Origin of the sequence: Amycolatopsis sp. CA-230715, assembly GCF_018736145.1 — a bacterium.
Lineage (GTDB): Bacteria > Actinomycetota > Actinomycetes > Mycobacteriales > Pseudonocardiaceae > Amycolatopsis.
Genome location: NZ_CP059997.1, coordinates 1,616,114 through 1,636,126, shown reverse-complemented (window position 1 = coordinate 1,636,126; position 20,013 = coordinate 1,616,114). Strand labels below are relative to the sequence as shown.

Annotated in this window: 18 protein-coding genes; 13 read left to right on the top strand and 5 right to left on the bottom strand. The window is 70.8% G+C overall.

The window, feature by feature from the left end; genetic code table 11:
• Position 1 precedes the first annotated feature (1 nt).
• The gene (locus tag HUW46_RS07730) at positions 2 to 622 is read right to left on the bottom strand and encodes a uridine kinase (protein WP_215546631.1); all 621 of its coding nucleotides are present in this window, start codon (positions 620 to 622) and stop codon (positions 2 to 4) included.
• 329 nt (positions 623 to 951) lie between these two features.
• Here HUW46_RS07730 and HUW46_RS07725 point away from each other — a divergent pair, with 329 nt between their 5' ends.
• From HUW46_RS07725 to HUW46_RS07690, 8 genes are all read left to right on the top strand, one after another.
• On the top strand, positions 952 to 1,305 hold the full coding sequence (locus tag HUW46_RS07725) for an SRPBCC domain-containing protein (protein WP_254126586.1): 354 nt from the start codon (positions 952 to 954) through the stop codon (positions 1,303 to 1,305).
• Between the two features lie 17 nt (positions 1,306 to 1,322).
• Positions 1,323 to 2,603 carry an adenosylmethionine--8-amino-7-oxononanoate transaminase gene (locus HUW46_RS07720; RefSeq protein WP_215546630.1) on the top strand — a complete coding sequence of 427 codons (1,281 nt, stop codon included), beginning with the start codon at positions 1,323 to 1,325 and terminating at the stop codon, positions 2,601 to 2,603.
• A 312-nt stretch (positions 2,604 to 2,915) separates the two neighbouring features.
• Entirely contained in the window at positions 2,916 to 5,216 is a 2,301-nt protein-coding gene (locus HUW46_RS07715; RefSeq protein ID WP_215546629.1) for a SulP family inorganic anion transporter, read from the top strand.
• Between the two features lie 12 nt (positions 5,217 to 5,228).
• The gene (gene bioD, locus HUW46_RS07710; RefSeq protein WP_215549731.1) at positions 5,229 to 5,945 is read left to right on the top strand and encodes a dethiobiotin synthase; all 717 of its coding nucleotides are present in this window, start codon (positions 5,229 to 5,231) and stop codon (positions 5,943 to 5,945) included.
• Between the two features lie 97 nt (positions 5,946 to 6,042).
• Complete coding sequence (gene bioB, locus HUW46_RS07705) at positions 6,043 to 7,080, top strand: biotin synthase BioB (protein WP_215546628.1); 1,038 nt, start codon at positions 6,043 to 6,045, stop codon at positions 7,078 to 7,080.
• Positions 7,077 to 7,274 carry a biotin synthase auxiliary protein BsaP gene (gene bsaP / locus HUW46_RS07700; RefSeq protein ID WP_215546627.1) on the top strand — a complete coding sequence of 66 codons (198 nt, stop codon included), beginning with the start codon at positions 7,077 to 7,079 and terminating at the stop codon, positions 7,272 to 7,274. The genes bioB and bsaP overlap by 4 nt, the downstream gene beginning before the upstream one ends.
• A 36-nt stretch (positions 7,275 to 7,310) precedes the next feature.
• A complete protein-coding gene (locus HUW46_RS07695) occupies positions 7,311 to 7,919 on the top strand; it encodes a DUF2567 domain-containing protein (RefSeq protein WP_442860922.1) in 609 nt (202 codons plus the stop codon).
• 107 nt (positions 7,920 to 8,026) lie between these two features.
• Positions 8,027 to 9,028, top strand: coding sequence for a M48 family metallopeptidase (locus HUW46_RS07690; RefSeq protein WP_442860967.1), 1,002 nt, complete (start codon positions 8,027 to 8,029; stop codon positions 9,026 to 9,028).
• Positions 9,029 to 9,189: 161 nt separating this feature from the next.
• Here HUW46_RS07690 and HUW46_RS07685 read toward each other — a convergent pair whose 3' ends face one another.
• Both HUW46_RS07685 and HUW46_RS07680 read right to left on the bottom strand, forming a co-directional pair.
• Entirely contained in the window at positions 9,190 to 9,906 is a 717-nt protein-coding gene (locus HUW46_RS07685) for an LON peptidase substrate-binding domain-containing protein (protein WP_442860921.1), read from the bottom strand.
• A 47-nt stretch (positions 9,907 to 9,953) separates the two neighbouring features.
• Entirely contained in the window at positions 9,954 to 10,592 is a 639-nt protein-coding gene (locus HUW46_RS07680) for an NUDIX hydrolase (RefSeq protein WP_215546624.1), read from the bottom strand.
• Positions 10,593 to 10,707: 115 nt separating this feature from the next.
• Between HUW46_RS07680 and nadA the strand changes: the two genes are divergently transcribed.
• The 5 genes from nadA (at position 10,708) to HUW46_RS07655 (ending at position 16,892) form a co-directional block, all read left to right on the top strand.
• Positions 10,708 to 11,721, top strand: coding sequence for a quinolinate synthase NadA (nadA, locus tag HUW46_RS07675; RefSeq protein ID WP_215546623.1), 1,014 nt, complete (start codon positions 10,708 to 10,710; stop codon positions 11,719 to 11,721).
• Positions 11,718 to 13,406 (top strand): L-aspartate oxidase, encoded by a 1,689-nt coding sequence (locus HUW46_RS07670; protein WP_215546622.1) that lies wholly within the window; start codon positions 11,718 to 11,720, stop codon positions 13,404 to 13,406. Before nadA ends, HUW46_RS07670 begins: the two co-directional genes overlap by 4 nt.
• A complete protein-coding gene (gene nadC / locus HUW46_RS07665; RefSeq protein ID WP_215546621.1) occupies positions 13,406 to 14,296 on the top strand; it encodes a carboxylating nicotinate-nucleotide diphosphorylase in 891 nt (296 codons plus the stop codon). Before HUW46_RS07670 ends, nadC begins: the two co-directional genes overlap by 1 nt.
• Before the next feature lie 95 nt (positions 14,297 to 14,391).
• Positions 14,392 to 15,726, top strand: a complete 1,335-nt coding sequence (locus HUW46_RS07660) for a sensor histidine kinase (RefSeq protein WP_215546620.1) — start codon at positions 14,392 to 14,394, stop codon at positions 15,724 to 15,726.
• Positions 15,723 to 16,892, top strand: coding sequence for a S8 family serine peptidase (locus HUW46_RS07655; RefSeq protein WP_215546619.1), 1,170 nt, complete (start codon positions 15,723 to 15,725; stop codon positions 16,890 to 16,892). Before HUW46_RS07660 ends, HUW46_RS07655 begins: the two co-directional genes overlap by 4 nt.
• A gap of 80 nt (positions 16,893 to 16,972) precedes the next feature.
• Here HUW46_RS07655 and HUW46_RS07650 read toward each other — a convergent pair whose 3' ends face one another.
• Positions 16,973 to 18,139, bottom strand: a complete 1,167-nt coding sequence (locus HUW46_RS07650; protein ID WP_254124945.1) for a DDE-type integrase/transposase/recombinase — start codon at positions 18,137 to 18,139, stop codon at positions 16,973 to 16,975.
• Positions 18,140 to 18,348: 209 nt separating this feature from the next.
• Positions 18,349 to 19,956: a peptide ABC transporter substrate-binding protein gene (locus tag HUW46_RS07645; protein WP_215546618.1), complete on the bottom strand. Its 1,608-nt coding sequence runs from the start codon at positions 19,954 to 19,956 to the stop codon at positions 18,349 to 18,351.
• Between the last annotated feature and the right edge of the window lie 57 nt (positions 19,957 to 20,013).

Below are 20,013 nucleotides of genomic sequence, written 5' to 3'. Positions count from 1 at the left end.
CTCAGCCTTCCCGCACGGCGGGGTGGCGCGGATCGTCCACGCGCACCACGAGATCGGCCAGGCCGACCGGGTTCACCTCGTCTTCGTAGCGGGCGAACGCGGGCAGCGCCCACGCTTCTTCATCGGGCAGCCGCCTGCGGAGCGCGCCGGGCGAGAGCCACAGGTGCACGGCGAGGTCGAACGGCAGCCCGGCGCCGAGGAGGAATTCCCCGTCGACGAGCAGCACGCCGCCCGCCGCGAGTTCGGTGCGGGGCAGTCGGGTGGCGCGGTCACGCTCGGCGTCCCACAGCGCGGGCAGCACGGCACCGGAGCCGTCCGGTTCGAGTGGGCCGAGCACCTCCCGGCGGAGCGCGTTCGTGTCGAGCCAGCTCAGGTAGCGCTCGTCGGGATCATGGCGTCCCCGTTCGAAGCGCAGCGACGCCGGGCGCAGGAAGTCGCGCGCGGAGACGTGGAGCGCCGGGCGCCCGCGAACGCGTAGCGGCTCGACGAGCGAACCGGCGAGGAGCCGCGGCCCGTCCCCGGCGCCGTCGATCGCGACCCTTGTCCACCGCCGGTCGCGCTCGGTGATCAACTCGGTCAGCTCGGCGACGAGCAGCTCCGGGGAAATCGGCCGGTAGCGCATCAGGATGCGGGCCGGTGAACGGGTTTCGCGAGCATGGCCGCAGGTTAGCAACGCGGCACAGTTTCGTGACACTGCGTCAAAAGAGGCGCCACGAGGGTGTGATTCATCTGACTCTTCTCGTGCTTGCTCCCGGCGGCCCGCGGTGCCGCCCGGTCCGGTCGCGTGCCCGATCTCGCCTGGTCACACCCGCCGAAGCGGGGGATCGCGGCGGCTCGGCGGCGTCGAACCCGACGAACGTCGCGCGATCGCGGTGATGCGACGATGGCCGAGTGGGCAAAGAAGTGCGGAACACCGCCGAAACCCGTTGGCAGGTAGGCGTTTCCCGAACCGTGCCACACGTGCTGGGGGACGCTTGGGACTTCCTGGTCGGCCGTGACGGGGTGCAGATCTGGCTGGGACCGGGTACCGAGCTGCCGCGCGAGGGCGGGGTCAGCTACGAGACCGCGAACGGCACGACCGGGAAGGTCGACCGGTTCACCCCGCGCGAGGCGGTGCGGCTGACCTGGCGGCCGAAGGACTGGGAGCACGACTCGACGGTGCAGCTCACGGTCAGCGCGGCCGGGCAGAAGACGGTCGTGAAGTTCGAGCAGGACCGCCTCGCCGACGCCGACGAACGCGCGGAGCAGCGCGCGTACTGGACCGATGTGATCGAGCACCTCACCGCCGCGCTGGCCGAACGCTGACGGTTAGGGTGCACGGCGTGCGCCCCGACGAACTGCTGGCACTCGACGCCCGCCACGTGTGGCACCCCTACGGCGCGATGCCGGGCAAGGTCGCGCCGCTCCTGGTCACCGAGGCCGCCGGGGTCCGGCTGACGCTCGCGGACGGCCGCGAACTCGTCGACGGCATGTCCTCGTGGTGGGCGGCGATCCACGGCTACCGGCACCCGGTGCTGGACGCGGCGCTGGCCGAGCAGGCGGGGCGGATGAGCCACGTGATGTTCGGCGGCCTGACGCACGAACCCGCGATCCGGCTGGCCCGCGAGCTGGTCGACCTCACCCCGGACGGCCTCGAGCACGTGTTCCTGTGCGACTCGGGATCGGTTTCGATCGAGGTCGCGGTGAAGATGTGCCTGCAGTACTGGCATTCGCTCGGCCGCGGGGGCAAGCGGAAGCTGCTGACCTGGCGCGGCGGCTACCACGGCGACACCTTCCACCCGATGAGCGTGTGCGATCCCGAGGGCGGGATGCACGCGCTGTGGCGCGGCACGCTGCCGGAGCAGGTGTTCATGCCCGCGCCGCCAGCCGGTTTCGACGCGCCGGTTGAACAGTCCTATGTGGACACGATGGCGGCCGCCGTCGAACGGCACGTCGACGAGTTGGCCGCGGTGATCGTCGAGCCCGTGGTGCAGGGCGCGGGCGGGATGCGCTTCCACCACCCCGGTTACCTGCGCGCACTGCGGGAGATCACCGAGGCCGCGGGCGTGCTGCTGATCTTCGACGAGATCGCGACCGGGTTCGGGCGCACCGGCGCGCTGTTCGCCGCGGAGCACGCCGGCGTCACCCCGGACGTGCTGTGCGTCGGCAAGGCGCTCACCGGCGGGTACCTGACGATGGCGGCGGCGCTGTGCACACCGGAGATCGCCGACGGGATCTCGGAGGGCGAGGTCCCGGTACTCGCGCACGGTCCGACGTTCATGGGGAACCCGCTGGCGTCCTCGGTGGCGCTCGCGTCGATCGGGCTGCTGCGGGAGCGGGACTGGGCCGCGGACGTGCGGCGGATCGAGACCGCCCTGATCGAGGGGCTCGACGAGGCACGGGCCGTCGACGGCGTGCGCGACGTCCGGGTACTCGGTGCGATCGGCGTGCTCCAGCTCGATCACCCGATCGACATGGCGGCCGCCACGAAAGCGGCAACCGACAGCGGTGTGTGGCTGCGGCCGTTCCGCGATCTCGTCTACGCGATGCCGCCGTACGTGTGCGAAGACGCGGACGTCGCCGCGATCGCCAATGCGATGCTCGCGGTCGCTTCGCAAGCCTGATCGGCGAACCGGGGCTCGATTTCACCCGATCCGATGTGACGCCGACCACTGGGAGCGTCGCCGTCACGCCCGGTCGTGGCCGATTCCGATCTTCGCTCGAAAGAGTGAGACGTAACACACTTTTTGTCCGCTTTGTCCTCTCAACACGCTGCTCACCTGTGACGACACTGCGTGAACCCAAACATGAAGGAAACTTACATAACAGACATTTGAGGCGTTTTTCGGTTACCTGGGCACCTACGGGCCGTCACTGCCGCCGGCACGGCGCAGCACATCCACCCCGCGTATCGAACCCAGATCACGGAGGCGCGAATGATCGACACCGCAGGCAGCAGCAGGCCCACCGGGCCACCAGGCAGCGGCCAAGGCGACCCCACCGGCACCACCCGCTGGCGCACCGCGCTCGACAACCTCCGCCACGACGTCCCCGCTTCGCTCGTGGTGTTCCTCGTCGCGGTCCCGCTGTCGCTCGGGATCGCACTGGCCTCCGGCGCGCCGATCGTCGCCGGGCTCATCGCGGCCGTCGTCGGCGGTATCGTCGCCGGGCTGTGCGGCGGCTCCGCACTGCAGGTCAGCGGGCCTGCCGCGGGCCTGACCGTGATCATGGCGGAGACCATCAACCAGTTCGGCTGGGTCGCGACGTGCGCCATCACGGCGGCCGCGGGCGTGGTGCAGATCCTGCTCGGGCTGAGCCGGATCGCGCGCGCCGCGCTGGCCATCTCGCCCGCCATCGTGCACGGCATGCTCGCCGGTATCGGCGTCACGATCGTGCTCGCGCAGATGCACGTCGTCCTCGGCGGCAAGGCGCAGAGCTCGCCGATCGACAACCTCCTCGAACTCCCGCGCCAGGTCGTGGAGCACCACGACAAGGCGGTGCTGATCGGACTGCTGACCATCGCGATCCTGCTCGTCTGGGGGAAGCTGCCGAAGGCGATCCGCGTGGTGCCCGGCCCGCTCGCGGCCGTCGTGGGGGTCACCGTGCTCGCCTCGGTCGCCAATTTCGACATCGCGCGCGTCGAGGTGCCCGCGAACCTGCTGGACATCTCGTTCGTGCCGAGGATGCCCGGCGGCAGCGTCTGGGACATCGGCCTCGCCGTGGTGACGATCGCGCTCGTGGCGAGCGTGGAGAGCCTGCTTTCGGCCGTCGCGATCGACAAGCAGCACACCGGCCCGCGCTCCAACCTCAACCGCGAGCTGGTCGGGCAGGGCCTGGCGAACATGGCGTCGGGCTCGCTCGGCGGCCTTCCGGTCACCGGCGTCATCGTGCGCGGGTCCACCAACGTCCAGTCCGGCGCGCGCACCAGGGCCTCGGCGATCCTGCACGGGTTCTGGATCCTGCTGTTCGTGGTGGCGCTTTCCGGGCTGCTGCAGAACATCCCGCTCGCCGCGCTCGCCGGCCTGCTCGTGCACGTCGGCGCCAAACTGGTCAACGTCGCGCACATCAAGGAGGTCTTCCGGCACGGCGACCTGGCCGTCTACCTGGTGACGCTGCTCGGGGTCGTGGCGCTCGACCTGCTCACCGGCGTGCTGATCGGCATCGGGGTGGCCGCGGTGCTTATGCTGCGGCGGCTGCTGTGGTCCGGCATCCACGCCGAGCGCGACGGCGAGCAGTGGCGCGTCGTCGTCGAAGGCGCGCTCGCGTCGCTGTCGATCCCGAGGCTGTCCACGGTGCTCGGCACCATTCCGCGCGGCAGCACGGTGACCCTGGAACTCGTCGTCGACTACCTCGACCACGCCGCGTTCGACGCGCTGTCCACCTGGCAGCACGCGCACGAGGCGGCGGGCGGCACGGTGATCGTCGACGAGGTCGGCCACCCCTGGTTCGCGCAGGGCAAGTCGGGGGAGCCGACGGTGACCCGCTCGGCGGCGCACCGCATCGTGCCGAGGTGGTTCGCGCCGTGGTCGGAATGGCAGCGCGTGCACGAGGACTCCGACGAGGTGGTCCCCGCGCAGCGGACCTCGTCGCCGAGTTCGATGCGGCGCGGCATGCTGGAATTCCAGCGCCGCACCGCGGACCTGGTGAAGCCGACGCTGACGAAGCTCGCCGATTCGCAGTCCCCGGAGACGCTGTTCATCACCTGCGGCGACGCCAGGATCGTGCCGAACCTGATCACCACCAGCGGGCCGGGCGACCTGTTCACGGTCCGCAACATCGGCAACCTGGTCCCGGACCACGCGGTGTGCGCCGCGGGCGAGGACACCTCGATCGGGGCCGCCGTGGAGTTCGCGGTCGACGTGCTGAAGGTGCGCGAAGTGGTGGTGTGCGGGCATTCCTCGTGCGGTGCGATGTCGGCACTGCTCAACGGCGCCCCCGAGGACGCGCCCGCGCTGCGGTCCTGGCTCAAGCACGCCGAGCCGAGCGTGGCCAGGGCGAAGGTCGACCCGCCGATCGCGATCGACGGGACGCCGCCGGAGCGGCCGGGCGACCGGCTGGCCCTGCACAACGTGCTGGAGCAGCTCGACCGGCTGCGCCGGTACCCCTCGGTGGCCCGTGCGGAGGCGCGTGGCGAGCTGGAGCTCGTCGGGATGTACTTCGACGTGGGCGCCGCCGGGGTGCACCTGTACGACGCGAAGACCGGATCGTTCCACTCTTCGGCGCCGGTACTACTGTGAAGTTCCGTGAGCATGCTGGTGGTGACGGGCACCGGGACCGGAGTCGGCAAGACCGTGGCGACCGCGGCGATGGCCGCGCTGGCCACGGCCGACGATCGTAAGGTCGCGGTCCTCAAGCCCGCGCAGACCGGAGTACGGCCGGACGAGCCGGGTGACATCGCGGAGGTCACTCGGCTCGCCGGTGCGGTGACCACGCGCGAGCTGCGGCGATACCCCGATCCGCTGTCGCCGGAGGCCGCCGCCCGCCGCTCGGGCGGCGAGACCGTCAAACCGGGCGAGATCGCGAGCGCGGCCACGGAACTCGACGCCGCCCACGACCTCGTGCTGATCGAGGGCGCGGGCGGGCTGCTGGTGCGGTTCGACGAGAGCGGCAGCACCCTGGCCGACGTGGCGTGGGCGCTCGGCGCGCTCGTGCTCGTCGTCGCCGAAGCCGGTCTCGGCACGTTGAACGCGACCGCGTTGACCTCGGAGGTCGCCACCAAGCGCGGGCTCAACGTGGCCGGGGTGATCATCGGCTCCTGGCCGTCCGAACCGGACCTCGCGGCCTGGTCGAACGTGCCGGACCTGCCGGTCGCCGCGGGTGCCCCGCTGCTGGGCGCGCTGGAGGAAGGCATGGGCTCGCTGCCGAGGCCGGAGTTCGCCGCGGCGGCGCGGCGCGGCCTGTCGCCGTGGTTCGGCGGCGAGTTCGACCCGGAGCGGTTCGCCGGGAGCACCTCCGCGCAGCGGTGAGCGGATCACCGTGCGAAGTGACGCGCATCGCTTTGCGTGACGCCGTCCGTCGGGCACGATGGTGCCGACTTCGTGCCGCCGCCAGGAGGAGCGACCCGTGACGACAGCGCCCGAACAGACCAGCCCGGCCGCCGCGACGGCGGACGTGCTCGCCGTCGCCAGGGAGCAGGTGCTCGAACGCGGGACCGGGCTCACCGAGGAGCAGCTCCTCGCGGTGCTGCGGCTCGGAGACGACCGGCTCACCGAATTGCTGGCGCTGGCGCACGAGGTGCGGATGCGCTGGTGCGGTCCCGAAGTCGAGGTCGAGGGCATCATCAGCCTCAAGACCGGCGGCTGCCCCGAAGATTGTCATTTTTGCAGCCAGTCCGGCCGTTTCCCGACGCCGGTCCGCTCGGCCTGGCTCGACATCCCCGGGCTGGTCAAGGCGGCGCGGCAGACCGCGGAGACCGGCGCGACGGAGTTCTGCATCGTCGCCGCCGTCCGCGGCCCCGACGCCAGGCTGATGTCACAGGTGCGCGACGGGATCGAGGCGATCCGCGAGGACGGCAACGACATCCAGATCGCCTGCTCGCTCGGCATGCTGACGCAGGCGCAGGTCGACGAGCTGGTCGGGATGGGCGTGCACCGCTACAACCACAACCTGGAGACCGCGCGGTCCCACTTCCCCGAGGTGGTCACGACGCATACCTGGGAAGAGCGCTGGGAGACGCTGCGCATGGTGCGCGAGGCGGGCATGGAGGTGTGCTGCGGCGGCATCATCGGCATGGGGGAGACCGTCGAGCAGCGCGCGGAGTTCGCCGCGCAGCTCGCCGAGCTCGGTCCCGACGAGTGCACGATGAACTTCCTGATCCCGCAGCCCGGCACGCCGTACGAGAACTACGAGGTGGTCGAGGGCAAGGACGCGCTGCGGACCGTCGCCGCGTTCCGGCTGGCCATGCCGCGCCCGCTGATCCGGTTCTCCGGCGGCCGCGAGCTGACCTTCGGCGATCTCGGCACGAAGAAGGGCATGCTCGGCGGGATCAACGCGATCATCGTCGGCAACTACCTGACCAACCTCGGCCGCCCGGCGAGCAAGGACCTCGAAATGCTCGACGAGCTCAGCATGCCGGTCAAGGCGCTGAGCGACACGTTGTGACCGAGTATTGCGTCCACTGTGGACAGCCGGAGGACGGGGGCGCGCACCCGTCCTGCCGCAACCCGAGGACCGCGCTGGAGCCGCCGAGGTTCTGCCCTGCCTGCGCGCGCCGCATGATCGTCCAGGTGACCCCGGTCGGCTGGGCCGCGAAGTGCAGCCGACACGGTGAAGTGACCAGCGACGCCACGGGTTAGTCTCGTCCCCGTACGTGACGAAGGGGAGGGGTAGAGGTGGCCGACACGACGGGCACGCCGATGGAGGCGAGCGGGTCGGTTTACGGCGAACTCCCGCCCCCGCCGTGGTTCGCCCTGCCGCAGGAACGGCCGAAGGTCGTGGTCAAGGCCGATCTGCTGCCCGCGGTCACCGTGCTGTCGACGGTGGGGCTGCTCGGCATCCCGCTCGGCTGGCTGTGGTCGCGGCTCGCGCCGCCGGAGCGCTTCCGGATCGTGTCGCTGACCGAGAAACCGGTGCCGCTGCAGCTGGAGAGCTGGCACCACTTCGACGACCTCGCGATCTTCGCGCTGCTCGGCCTCGGCATCGGGCTGTTCACCGGCGCGCTCCTGTGGCTGCTGCGGGAACGCCGCGGGCCGGTGGTGCTGGTCGCCGGGCTGCTCGGCGGCCTCGTCGCGGGTTGGCTGGCGTCGCTGCTCGGGCCAGGTCTGTTCGCGGGCTGGGTCTATCCGGCGCCGTCGCCGCCAAGGCTCGGTGACGTCGTGACGCAGGCGCCGGTGCTCGACACGTTGTGGGTGCTCCTCGCGATGCCGCTGGGCACCGCGCTCGTCTACGGGCTGCTCGCCGCGTGGAACGGGCGGGAGGATCTCGGCCGCAGGCTGGGGTGAAATCCGCGAACCCGCCACGGGCTGTCGGTCCCCCTCGTTAGCATGGCCACGACGACGTGGGGAGGCGGCGCGTGCCGGACGAAGTGGAAGTCAAGTCCACCAGCAGGATGAAGTTCCCGGGGATCAGCCCCCGTGCCTACGAACACCCCGCCGACCGCGGGGCGCTCGCCTCGTTGCGGGCGGTACCGGGGTTCGCGCAGGTGCTCAGGGCGGTGTCCGGGTTCTACACCGAGCGGGGCGAGCGGCTGATGGCGCTCGCGTCGCACATCAGGGTCGGGCCCAAGCAGTACCCGGCGCTGGAGAAGATCCGGCACGAGTGCGCGGAGACCCTCGACCTGGCCGCGGTGCCGGCCGTGTTCGTCGCGCGGGACGCGCAGGCGCACGCGATGACCATCGGCATGGACGAGCCGTTCATCGTGCTCACCACCGGCCTGCTGAACCTGACCGACGCGGAAGGGCTCCGCTTCGTCCTCGGCCACGAGATGGGCCACGTGCTGTCCGAGCACGCGGTGTACAAGACGATGCTGATGCGGCTGATCAGCATCCAGGCCAGCATGTCGTTCATGCCGGTCAGCGCGCTCGGCATCCGGGTGATCATCGCGGCGCTGAACGAGTGGTACCGCAAGGCCGAGCTGTCCTGCGACCGCGCCGGCCTGCTGTGCAGCCAGGACCCGACCGCCGCGCTGCGCGCGTCGATCCAGTTCGCCGGCGGGATCGATCCGTCCCAAGTGGACATTCCGTCGTTCCTGCAGCAGGCGAGCGAGTACGAGTCCGTCGAGGACATCAGGGACAGCTTCCACAAGCTGCGGTTCGTGGAGACCCAGTCCCATCCGTTCGCGGTGGTGCGATCCGCGCAGTTGCAGAAGTGGGCCGCTTCGCCGGAGTACCGGGACATCCTCGCCGGGAACTACCCGCGCCGCGCCGACGACGAACCGTCGAGCACCTGGAAGGACGATGTCAAGGCGGCGGCCAAGTCCTACAAGGATTCGTTCGCCGAGTCCACGGACCCGCTCGCCAAGGTGTTCAGCGATGTCGGCGAGGCGGTGGCGGGCGCCGCGGGCAAGATGTGGAACAAGTTCGGCACCAATGGGGACACCTCCGCGAACTGACCGCCACGAGTCCTCCGCGCCTCGAAAGTGGCTTCAGAGCGACACTTTTGGCCCTTGTTGTCGTGCGGCCCGGGTTGCCGATGCCCTGAAGGTGGCCTTCGGGGCGGTAGATGCCCTGAAAGCCACCTTCGGGGCGTTGCGCTGCGGAGAGAATCAAGTGCTCAGTTGAGGCTGGACGGGCCGCTGAGCCGGGGGAGTTCGGCGGGCGGTGCCGGGACGGCGCGCAGCCTCGACAGGAACCCGGCTTCCCGCGTCAGCAGCTGGCAGGCGATGCGGAGGCGGCGCAGCGGGTGCGTCTCTTCGAGTAGCCGCTGCCGGTCGCCCAGGGGCAGCAGGCAGTCGGCGGCCAGCAGGTAGGCGAGTTCGTCGATCTTCGCGTCCTCGCCGGGGGCACTCCAGTCACCGGTGTTCCACGCGGATTCGCAGTACCGCCGGTGTGCCTCGCGGGTGACGTCGGCGAGCTGGCCCGCGGCTTCGACGGTCCTGGGCGCGAGCGGTTCGTCGTCGACCCATCGCACGGTGCCGAGCAGGTAGGGCGCCGCGGTCGGGTCGACGTCGAGCAGCCGGAACCGGCGCCCGCCGGTGATGATGATGTCGAACCGGCCGTCGGGCAGGCGTTCCGCTTCCCGCAGCACGGCTTCGCAGCCGACCGTCTCGACGTGTTCGACGGTGTCGACCTCGCGCATCGCGGCCGAGCGCAGCGCGACGATGCCGAAGCGGCGGTCGGGCACCGTGCCGGTCACCAGGTCGACGGCGAGCTGCCGGTACCGCGGCTCGAACAGGTGCAGCGGCAGGTTCGTGCCCGGCAGCAGCACCGTCTGCAACGGGAACAGGGGCAGTGTCGCCCCCGCTCTGCCTGCTGGTGCTTGCTCGGTCACGCACCCCACCATATGGCGAAGAACGGGCCCATGCTCGCTGGCTGCGGTCAGCGCGTGCCCGCGGGTGGCCGGAACACCGCGAACGGGTCGGTCACCTGCATTCCGTCGCCGGTGAACGAATACAGCGCGGCGGGCCGCCCGCCGGAGCGGCCGGACGGCGCCATCGCGCCGGTGGCCGAGAGCAGGCCGCGCCGCGACAGCACGCGCTGCAGGTTCGTCGCGGAAACCTTGTACCCGAGCGCCGCGGAATACAGGCCGCTGAGCGCGGAAATGGTGAACTCCGCCGGTGCCAGCGCGAAACCGAGATTCGTGTAGCACAGCTTGGAGCGCAGCCGGTCGCGAGCGCGCAGCACGATCGACTCGTGGTCGAACGCGGTGCGCGGGAGGTCGTCGACGGGGTGCCAGCCGGTGTCCTCGGGGACCTCGGGGTCGACGTCGGAGGGCACCAGTGCGACGAACGCGGTCGCGACCACCCTCGGGCCGGGCACCCGGTCCGGCGCGCTGAACACCGCGAGCTGCTCGACGTGCTGGAGCTGGCGGACGTCGACCTTCTCCGCGAGCTGGCGCCGGATGGAGGTTTCGACGTCCTCGTCGGGGCGGAGCCTGCCGCCGGGAAGCGACCAGCGGCCGAGGTGCGGATCGAGCGCGCGGCGCCACAGCAGCACCTGGAGTGTGTCGCAGCGCACCTGAAGTACCGCGCCCAAAACCTCGTGTGCCAGGGGGGCGTGGGTGTTAATATGGCTTCGCACGGTTTTCGATTATAAGACGAAAACCTAGGCGAGGTCCAGGAGGGCCAAGACCATGACGAGCACTATCCAGGCGAACGACCTGACGCCCTTCGACGGCGTCGAGCCGGACGAGGCGTGGGCCGAGGAGGTGCGACGGCTGGCACGCGAGCGCGATGCGGTGCTGCTGGCGCACAACTACCAGGTTCCCGCGATCCAGGACATCGCCGACCACACCGGTGACTCCCTCGCGCTGAGCCGCATCGCGGCCGCGAGCGACGCCTCCACAATCGTCTTCTGCGGTGTCCACTTCATGGCGGAGACCGCGAAGATCCTGGCACCGGAGAAGACCGTCCTCATCCCGGACGCGCGGGCGGGATGCTCGCTCGCCGACTCCATCACCGGCGCCGACCTGCGGGCCTGGAAGGCGCAGCACCCCGGCGCGGTCGTGGTCTCCTACGTCAACACGACCGCGGAGGTGAAGGCGGAGACCGATATCTGCTGCACCTCGTCGAACGCGGTCGACGTGGTCGCCTCCATCCCCGCCGACCGGGAGGTCCTCTTCTGCCCCGACCAGTTCCTCGGCGCGCACGTCAAGCGGGAAACGGGCCGGGAGAACCTGCACGTCTGGGCGGGCGAGTGCCACGTGCACGCCGGGATCAACGGCGCGGAACTGGCCGAGCGCGCCGCCGAATCACCCGACGCGGACCTGTTCATCCACCCCGAGTGCGGCTGCGCCACCTCGGCGCTCTACCTCGCCGGGGAGGGCACCGTGGACCCCGGCCGGGTCAAGATCCTCTCCACCGGCGACATGGTGCACTCGGCGCGCGCGACGAACGCGACGGAGGTGCTGGTGGCCACCGAGGTCGGCATGCTGCACCAGCTCCGCAAGGCCGCGCCGGAGATCGACTTCCGCGCGGTGAACGACCGCGCCTCCTGCCGGTACATGAAGATGATCACGCCCGCGGCGCTGCTGCGGTGCCTGCGCGACGGGCTCGACGAGGTCCACGTCGATCTCGAAACCGCCGCGAAGGCCGAAGCCTCGGTGCAGCGGATGATCGAGATCGGGCAGCCGGGCGGCGGGGAATGACCGGCAGAGCGGAGGGCCCGGTGACCACTGTGGTTCCTTCCTGCGAGGCGAAAACTCGGCACGCCAACGGTTCCGCCTGCTGGGAAGCGCGCGCGGACCTGGTGGTGGTGGGCAGCGGGGTGGCCGGGCTGACCGCCGCGCTGCACGCGCAGGCGCGTGGCCTGCGGGTGCTCGTGGTGACGAAGGGCGAGGTCGTCGACGGCAACACCCGGTGGGCGCAGGGCGGGGTCGCCGTGGTGCTCGACGACCAGCACGACGAGGGCGATTCGGTGCGCAAGCACACCGAGGACACCCTGGTCGCCGGTGCGGGGCTGTGCGACGCCGACGCGGTGCGCGCGATCCTCGACGGTGGCCCGTCCGCGGTGAAGCGGCTGCGCACGGCGGGCGCGCGGTTCGACCGCGAAACCTCCGGACTGCTCGCGCGGGCAAGGGAGGGCGGGCACACCGCGTTCCGCGTGATCCACGCCGGTGGGGACGCCACCGGCGCCGAGGTCGAGCGCTCACTGGTGGCCGAGGCGACCGGGCACCGGCTGCCGGTGCTGGAGCACCACGTGGCGGTCGACGCGCTGAAGGCGCCTTCCGGGGAGATCGCCGGGGTGCGCGTGCTCGACCCGAACGGCGTGCCCGGCGTCCTGCGCGCCCCCGCGGTCCTGCTCGCCACCGGCGGGATCGGGCAGCTCTACCAGGCCACGTCGAATCCCGAGATCGCCACCGGGGACGGGCTCGCGCTCGCGCTGCGCGCCGGTGCCACCGCGGCCGACGTCGAGTTCGTGCAGTTCCACCCGACGGTGCTGTACACTCCCGGCGCCCGCGGCCGCTGCCCGCTGGTCACCGAGGCGGTGCGCGGCGAGGGCGCGATCCTGCTCGACGCCACCGGCGCGCGCGTGATGGCGGGGGTGCACCCGCTGGCGGACCTCGCCCCGCGCGACGTGGTGTCCGGCGCGATCACGCGTCATCTCGCGGCGGCGCCCGGCGGCGTCGGCGACCACGTGTTCCTGGACGCGACCGGTGTACCGGGATTCGCGAAGCGCTTTCCCACCGTGTACGCCGCGTGCCGGAAGATCGGCGTCGACCCGGTCGCCGAACCGATCCCGGTGACGCCGGCCGCGCATTTCGCGTGCGGGGGCGTGGTCACCGACGCCGGTGGCAGGACCGCGGTCCGCGGCCTGTACGCGGCGGGCGAGGTCGCGCGCACCGGGCTGCACGGCGCGAACCGGCTCGCGTCCAACAGCTTGCTCGAAGGGCTTGTCGTCGGCGAGCGCGCCGCGGCTTCGGTCGCGGCCGATCTCGCGGCGGGGGTGCTCGCCGACCCGCGGTCGGGGCGGATCGGCGAGCACCCGAGGGCCGCGGTCGCCGACCGCGATTCGCTGCAGCGCGTGATGAGCCGCTACGCCGCGATCGGCAGGGACGCCGACGGGCTCGCGGTCGTCGGCTCCGTGCTCGACCTTTCCGCAAAGGACAGTCCACTCACGACACATCGCGCGGTGGAGGACGCCGCGCTCACCTTGGTGGCACAGGCTTTGGTGGCCGCCGCGGCGCGGCGCACCGAGTCGCGCGGCTGCCACGTGCGCAACGAACATCCCGAACGGGACGACGCGCGCTGGCTGCGCAGCCAGCAGATCAGGCTGAGCCCGTCCGGCCAGCCCGTGCTCGCCGATCCCGTCCTCGTCGAAGGAGCAGCGTGATGACCGAGCTCAGCGCCGCGGTGCGGCGGTACCTTGCCGATTCCGGACTGGACGTGGCCGATGTGCGGCGCGTGGTGGACACCGCGCTCGCCGAGGACCTGAGATACGGCCCGGACGCCACGACGTTCGCCACCGTCGGCGCCGACGCGGTGGCGCTGGCCGAACTGCGGCCGAGGGTGACCGGCACGGTGGCGGGGCTGGCGGTCGCGCTCGCCGTCTTCGACTCCGTGCTCGGTGACGGGTACGAAGTGCTGGCGAAGCGGGAAGACGGCGCGCGGCTCGTCGCCGGGGAACCCGCGCTGGTGCTGCGGGGCGGTGTGCGCGGACTGCTCACCGCCGAGCGCACCGCGCTGAACCTGCTGTGCCACCTGTCCGGGGTGGCCACCGCGACCGCGGCCTGGGTGTCCGAAGTGGACGGTACGGGCTGCGTGGTGCGGGATTCGCGCAAGACCCTGCCGGGGCTGCGGTTGCTGCAGAAGTACGCGGTGCGCTGCGGTGGCGGCGCCAACCACCGGATGGGCCTCGGTGACGCGGTGCTCATCAAGGACAACCACGTGGTGGCGGCGGGTTCGGTCACCGCCGCGCTCGCCGCGGCGCGCGAACACGCGCCGGAACTGGCGTGCGAGGTCGAAGTCGACACCATGGACCAGCTCGGCGAGGCACTCGCCGCGGAGGCCGACGAGGTGCTGCTGGACAACTTCTCACCGGAGCAGTGCGCGGTGGCGGTGCGGCGGCGCGATGCCGAATCACCCAAGACGCGGCTCGAAGCCTCCGGCGGGCTGAAGCTCGCGAATGCCCGCGTCTACGCGGAATCCGGTGTGGACTATTTGTCCGTAGGCGGGCTCACCCATTCGGCTCCCGCCCTCGACCTGGGCATGGATCTTCGGTAACCAGGCCAAGATCCGGTATCGAACACCCGGTCAGAGGTTGTCCAACTCGGCCAGTGTTGCTAGAAGTACCAACCGGGGGAGTTGGGGAAAGGGTGATGTCGCCAGTAGAAAACCCTGCGCCGGAGTCGAATTTCCTGGTCGCGCTGCTGCGCGACGGCGCGCCCGTGCTCGCGACGGCGCCGCGCGAGCTGCCCGACGAGGTCGATGATCCGACGCCGGTGCCCGCCACGCGGCGCATCGCCGCGCTCGCCGCGACCGACCGGTCCGCGCCGAAGGACTCCCTGATGATCAGGGCGACGCGGTACGGGGTGCTGCTGCCGCTGGCTTTCCGCGCGCTGGCGGTACCGGTGGTGTGGGGATGGCTCGTGGCCACCTCCGGTTTCGCGAGCACCTGGCCGTCCACGGTGGTCGGGGGGCTGTCGCTGGTGAGCACGCTCGCGGCGATCGCGTGGATCCTGAAGGTGCCCGATCTCAACGGCCGCGTCACGAGGGGACTGCTTTACGCCGACGTCGTGTTCGCGCTCGCCTCGTGCCTCGTGGTGAACGTGACGGTGCCGGTCCCGCTGCACCCGTACGCGATCTGGGTGCCGTGGGTGTACCTGTGCGGCACGGTCGCGTTGTGGACGATCGCGCGCGGCGTGCCGTCGGGGATGGCCGTGGTGGGGCTGAGCCTGCCGCTGCAGGCGGTGATGTGGTGGACCGGCGGGCCGAGACCGGGTGGCGTCGGCGAAGAGGTGGCCGGTGCGCTCGCCGGGTCGGCGATCCTCGTGGTGGCCTCGTTCACCGCGCTCGGGTCGCTCATGCTGGTCGGCCTCGGCAACCGGCTCGCGCTCGCGATCGGCATCCGCAACGGCCGCACCGCGGAGCGCGCCCGCACCGAACGCGCCTTGCACGACACCGTGCTGCAGGTGCTCGAATCGATGGCGATGCGGACCAGCGAGGACGAAGCGGATCCGCGCGCCGAACTCGCCCGGCTGCGCGCCGTCGCGAGGGCGCAGGCGAACGACCTGCGCCGCGGCCTGGACACCGGTGACGGCCACCAGGCGGACGGGCTCGGCGAGGAGCTCGCCGCGGTCGCCACCGAGATGGCGCGCGACGGGCTGCGCGCCCAGCTCGTGGTCGCCGACGTGGACGACGACGTGCTTTCGGAGGTGCGGCGGGTCGCCGTCCGCGACGCGGTGCGCGAAGCCTTGCGCAACACCATCAAGCACGCCGGAACCCGCGAGGTCGTGGTCCGTCTCGAAGAGCGCGAAGGCGGGATCGCGGTGATAGCGCGGGATCACGGGATCGGCTACGACGAAGCGGAACGGCCGCCGGGGTTCGGGGTGAGCAAGTCGATGAAGGCACGGCTCGCCGAGGTCGGCGGCCGGTGCACGGTGGAGTCGCGGCCGGGGCGCGGGACGAGGGTCACGCTGTGGGTCCCGCGGTGAGGCGAGCCCTCACCGCGGCCTTCGTTTCGGTGCTGCTGGGCGGTTTTCCCGCTGTCGCGACGGCTTCGCCCTCCGCGACATGCGCCGATCCCGTCGGCGTTTACCCTGGCGAGGTGCCGTGGGGCCAGCGGCTGCTCGACCCGGCGCGGATCTGGCCGCTGACCACCGGTGCGGGGCAGCTCGTCGCGGTCGTCGGGACGGGCGTCGACACGCGCAACGCGCAGTTCGGGCGCGGGCAGGTCGTGGCGGCGCGGGACATCGGCGACGTGGGCGCCGAGCCGGGGACGGACTGCGACGGGCGCGGCACGATCGCGGCCGGAATCGTCGCGGCGCAAGCGAATCCGGCGACCACGTTCGCCGGGGTGGCGCCCGGTGCGAAGATCCTCCCGGTGCGGTACCCGCACGCGGGCGGTGACGGTGAACCCGACCGGCTCGCGGAGGCGATCAAGGCCGCGGTCGCCGCGCGCGCCGGGGTGATCCTGGTCGCGGTACCGGTGAACTCGGGCAGCGCCGCGCTCACGGGCGCGGTGGCGGAAGCACGCGAACGCGGCTCGGTGGTGATTTCGCCCGCGGCGGGGACGAACGGCGCGCCGACCTACCCGGCCGCGACGCCGGGTGCGCTCGCGGTCGGATCGCTCGACCGGGCCGGGGCGACCGTCGGACAGGAGGCCGGTGACCACCTCGGGATCGCGGCGCCCGGCGCCGATCTGGTGAGCACCTCCGCGGGCGGGCACGGTGTGGTGGCGCACCGGTGGCCGCTCACCGATCCCGGGCTGGCCGCGGCCTACGTCGCCGGTGCCGCCGCGCTCGTCCGCGCCTACCACCCCGCGCTTTCGCCGGAGCAGGTCGTCACGAGGCTGGTGCTGACCGCGAACCGGCCGCCGAACGGAGACCACGACCCGAAGCGCGGCTGGGGCACGCTCGACGCCTACGCGGCCGTCACCGCGCAGATCCCGGCGGACGCACCGGCGCCGGGACTCGGTGCGGGCGCTGGGAAACCGGCCAGGGTGGTGCCCGCCGCGGCGGCTGCCGTCGCACCAGGGGACGGGCTCGCGGGCGGTGTCACGATCGGCGCGCTGGGCTTCGCCGCGGCAGCGGGGATCGCCGTCGCTGCGGTGCGGCGGGGACGGGCGCGCGGCTGGCAGCCGGGCCGCCGCATGCCGTGATGGCCACCTTGACGGCAGTGAGTGCCGTGTCGTGTCTCGGTAGTTCTGCCGCAGGTTTGTCTCGGTTGTTGTGACACAGGTTAGGCGGCTGGGGTGAGTTGGCCTTGGTAGGTCTTGGTGTGGTCGAGGTGGATGTGGCCGATCGGGTCGCCGTCGCTGGTGTAGGCGGTGGCCCGGTCGCTGTCACGGATGATGGTGATGGTGTGTCCGGCGTGGGCGGTGCCGATCCGTAGCCGGGCGTGTTTGCCGAGGTTGACCGTGCCGGTGGTGCTGACTTTGAGGCGGTGCACGGTGGCGTCGTCCTGGACGGGCAGGTGCTGGGGTCCGCCGTGGCTGTCGCTGGTGGTCCAGGCATGGGTGGGGGTTTGCCGGCCAAGGGCGCTGTGGCGGCGGTGGTTGTAGTGCTCGCGGTAGACCTCGAGCAGGGTGCGGAGTTCGGTCAGGGTCGCGGGTTGGATGGGTTGGTGATCCAGCCAGCGTTTGAAGGTCTGGTGGTGGCGTTCGACCTTGCCGCAGGTCTGCGGGTGGTAGGGGCTGGAATGGATCAGCCTGCAGCCGTGGCCGGTGACGGTGCGGGCGAACGCCGATGGCCCGGCGTTGGGGTGGCGGCCGCGTGAGGTGAACGCGGATCCGTTGTCGGACAACACGATCGCGGGCGCACCATGGTCGGTGATGGCCGCGGTGATCGCGGTGATCGCGGCACGGGAGGTTTCGGCCTCGGCGGCGTGATTGGCCACCAGCATGCGCGTGCAGTCGTCGAGGACCTCGAACACCACCACCGTGGCCCCGCCGGCGAGGATGACCTCGGTGGCGTCGATCTGGTAGCAGTCCCGCGGCCGGGCATAGCTGAACCGACGGTAGGAGGACCGGGGCCGCTTACGGGGGTTGGACTCGGCCAGCCCGTGCCGGGACAGGATCCGGTTGATCGTGGCCCGCGACGGGACAGGCCAGCCCCGTCCGGCCCAGTCCCGCTCGGCGGCCAACTCCAGAAGCCGATCGCGGATCGGGTCCGCCCCGTTGTCCGGTTTCAGCTCCTTCCGCAGCCGCAGCACGACAGCCACGACCGGCTCCGCCGTAGCATGCCGCACGGTCTTGGGCCGGGTCGACCGCCGCCGCCACTGCCCCTCGGCCTGGATCCGGGCACGGTGCCGATAGAACGTCCGCCTATCGACACCATGCTCCCGGCACCACGCCGACACGTTCTCAACCGGCACTTCAGCCGTCAGCATCGCGTCCACGAATCGCATGATCGTCCCATTCCGCGTCATGGCCCTCACCACAACGCCGGTCAGGCGGCAGATCATGCAACATCACCCGACCCGGGTGTGTCACATGCTGCGATACACAAACTGTGTCAAAACAGCTGATACTGAACACGGCAGTGAGTGCCGTCAAGGTGGCCATCAGGGGAGTTCGCCCGCGCCCGGCGAGATCAGCCGGGCACGGACGGACCGGATCAGGCGACTTCGATCGCGCCGTAGTCGGGGATGCGCCGGAAGTCGAGCTTCGCCGACTTCAGCCGCTTCGACTTCGCCGCGAAGCCCTTCTCCTCCCACACCGGGATCTGCGGCAGGTCCTTGGCCACCTGGTCCTCGGCCTGCTGGTAGAACTTGATCGCCGCGGCCTTGTCCGCGGTGCTGTCCGCCTGGGTCAGCAGGCCGTCGGTGATCGGGCTGGAGTAGGCCGAGTCGTTCGAGCTGGCGTCGGTCTTGTAGATCGGGTTGAGGAAGTCCTCGATCGACGGGTAGTCCGCCGACCAGTCCGAGCGGCCCATCCCGGTGAGCTTCTTGCCGGTGACGATGCCGCGGTACTGGCCGAAGTTCGTGGCGGGCACGAAGTCGCATTCGACGCCGAGTGCGTTCTTGATGCTGTTGCACGCCGCGACCAGCGGCTCCTTGCGGCCACCGTCGGCGTTGGAGGTGATGGTCAGCTTGCCGGTGAACCCGGACTGCGCCAGCTCCGCCTTCGCCTTGACCGGGTCGTACTTGCACGCCTCACCGCACACGTCGGGCCGGTACCCCTCGATGCCCCGCGAGATCCACCCGTCGGCGGGGGAGTAGGTGTCGTTCATGACGGTCTGCACGATCTGCTCGCGGTTGATCGCCATCGAGATCGCCTTGCGCAGATGGATGTTGTCGTACCCGGGCACGTAGTACGGCACCGCGATGGTGCTGATGCTGAGCAGGTGGCCTTCGATCAGGCCGTCGCCCAGTTCGGTCTTGTACTTGCCGCCCGCGAGAGCCGACGGGGGCAGTGCCTCCATGAAGTCGAGGCGGTTGCTCTTCAGGTCCTGGTAGGCGGTTTCCTGGCTCGAGTAGATCTTGATGGTCAGGTCCTTGAACTTGACCTTGTCCTGGCCGGGGTACCCGTCGAAGCGGGTCAGCTTGATGTCCACGTTCGGAGTCCGCGAGACGAACTTGAGCGGGCCGTTGCCGATCGGGTGCTCGGTGAACGCCTTCGGGTCCTTGAAGAACACGTCGGGCAGCGGGGAGAACGTGTCGTAACCGATCTTCGTGGGGAACACCGAGAACGGGGCCTTCAGCACGACCTTGAACTCGTAGTCGTTGATCACCTGCAGGCCGGTCATCGTGTCCGCGGTCGGGGTCTTGCCCTTACCGGGGTTGACCGCGTCGAAGCCCTCGATCTGCTCGAAGAACGAGGAGTTCAGCTGGCCGTTCTTGGCACTGGCCGCCCAGTTCCAGGCGTCGACGAAGTTCTTCGCCTTGACCTCGGTGTCGTCGTGGAATTTCCAACCCTTCTTGATTTTGATGTCGTAGGTCTTCGCGTCCGGTGACTCGATCGATTCGGCCATCGCGTTGGACGGGGCGCCGGTCTGCGAGTCGTAGCTCACGAGTTTGGTGAACATCGGCTCGAGCGCCTTCGTGCCGCCGATCTCGTTCGTGTTCGACGGCAACAAGCCGTTCTGGGGTTCGGTGCCGTACACCGTGACGGAGGCATTGGCGGCGTCATTGCCGCTCCCGCTGTCGCCACCACCTCCGCAGGCTGCCAGCAGGCTCACCGATGTCGCCAGCACAGCCGCCGGTACCCAGCGCGATCGCCGCATAGTCCCTCCAAGCTCGAAACGCCACGGGGGGAATTCACCACCCGAATGACTTTTCCC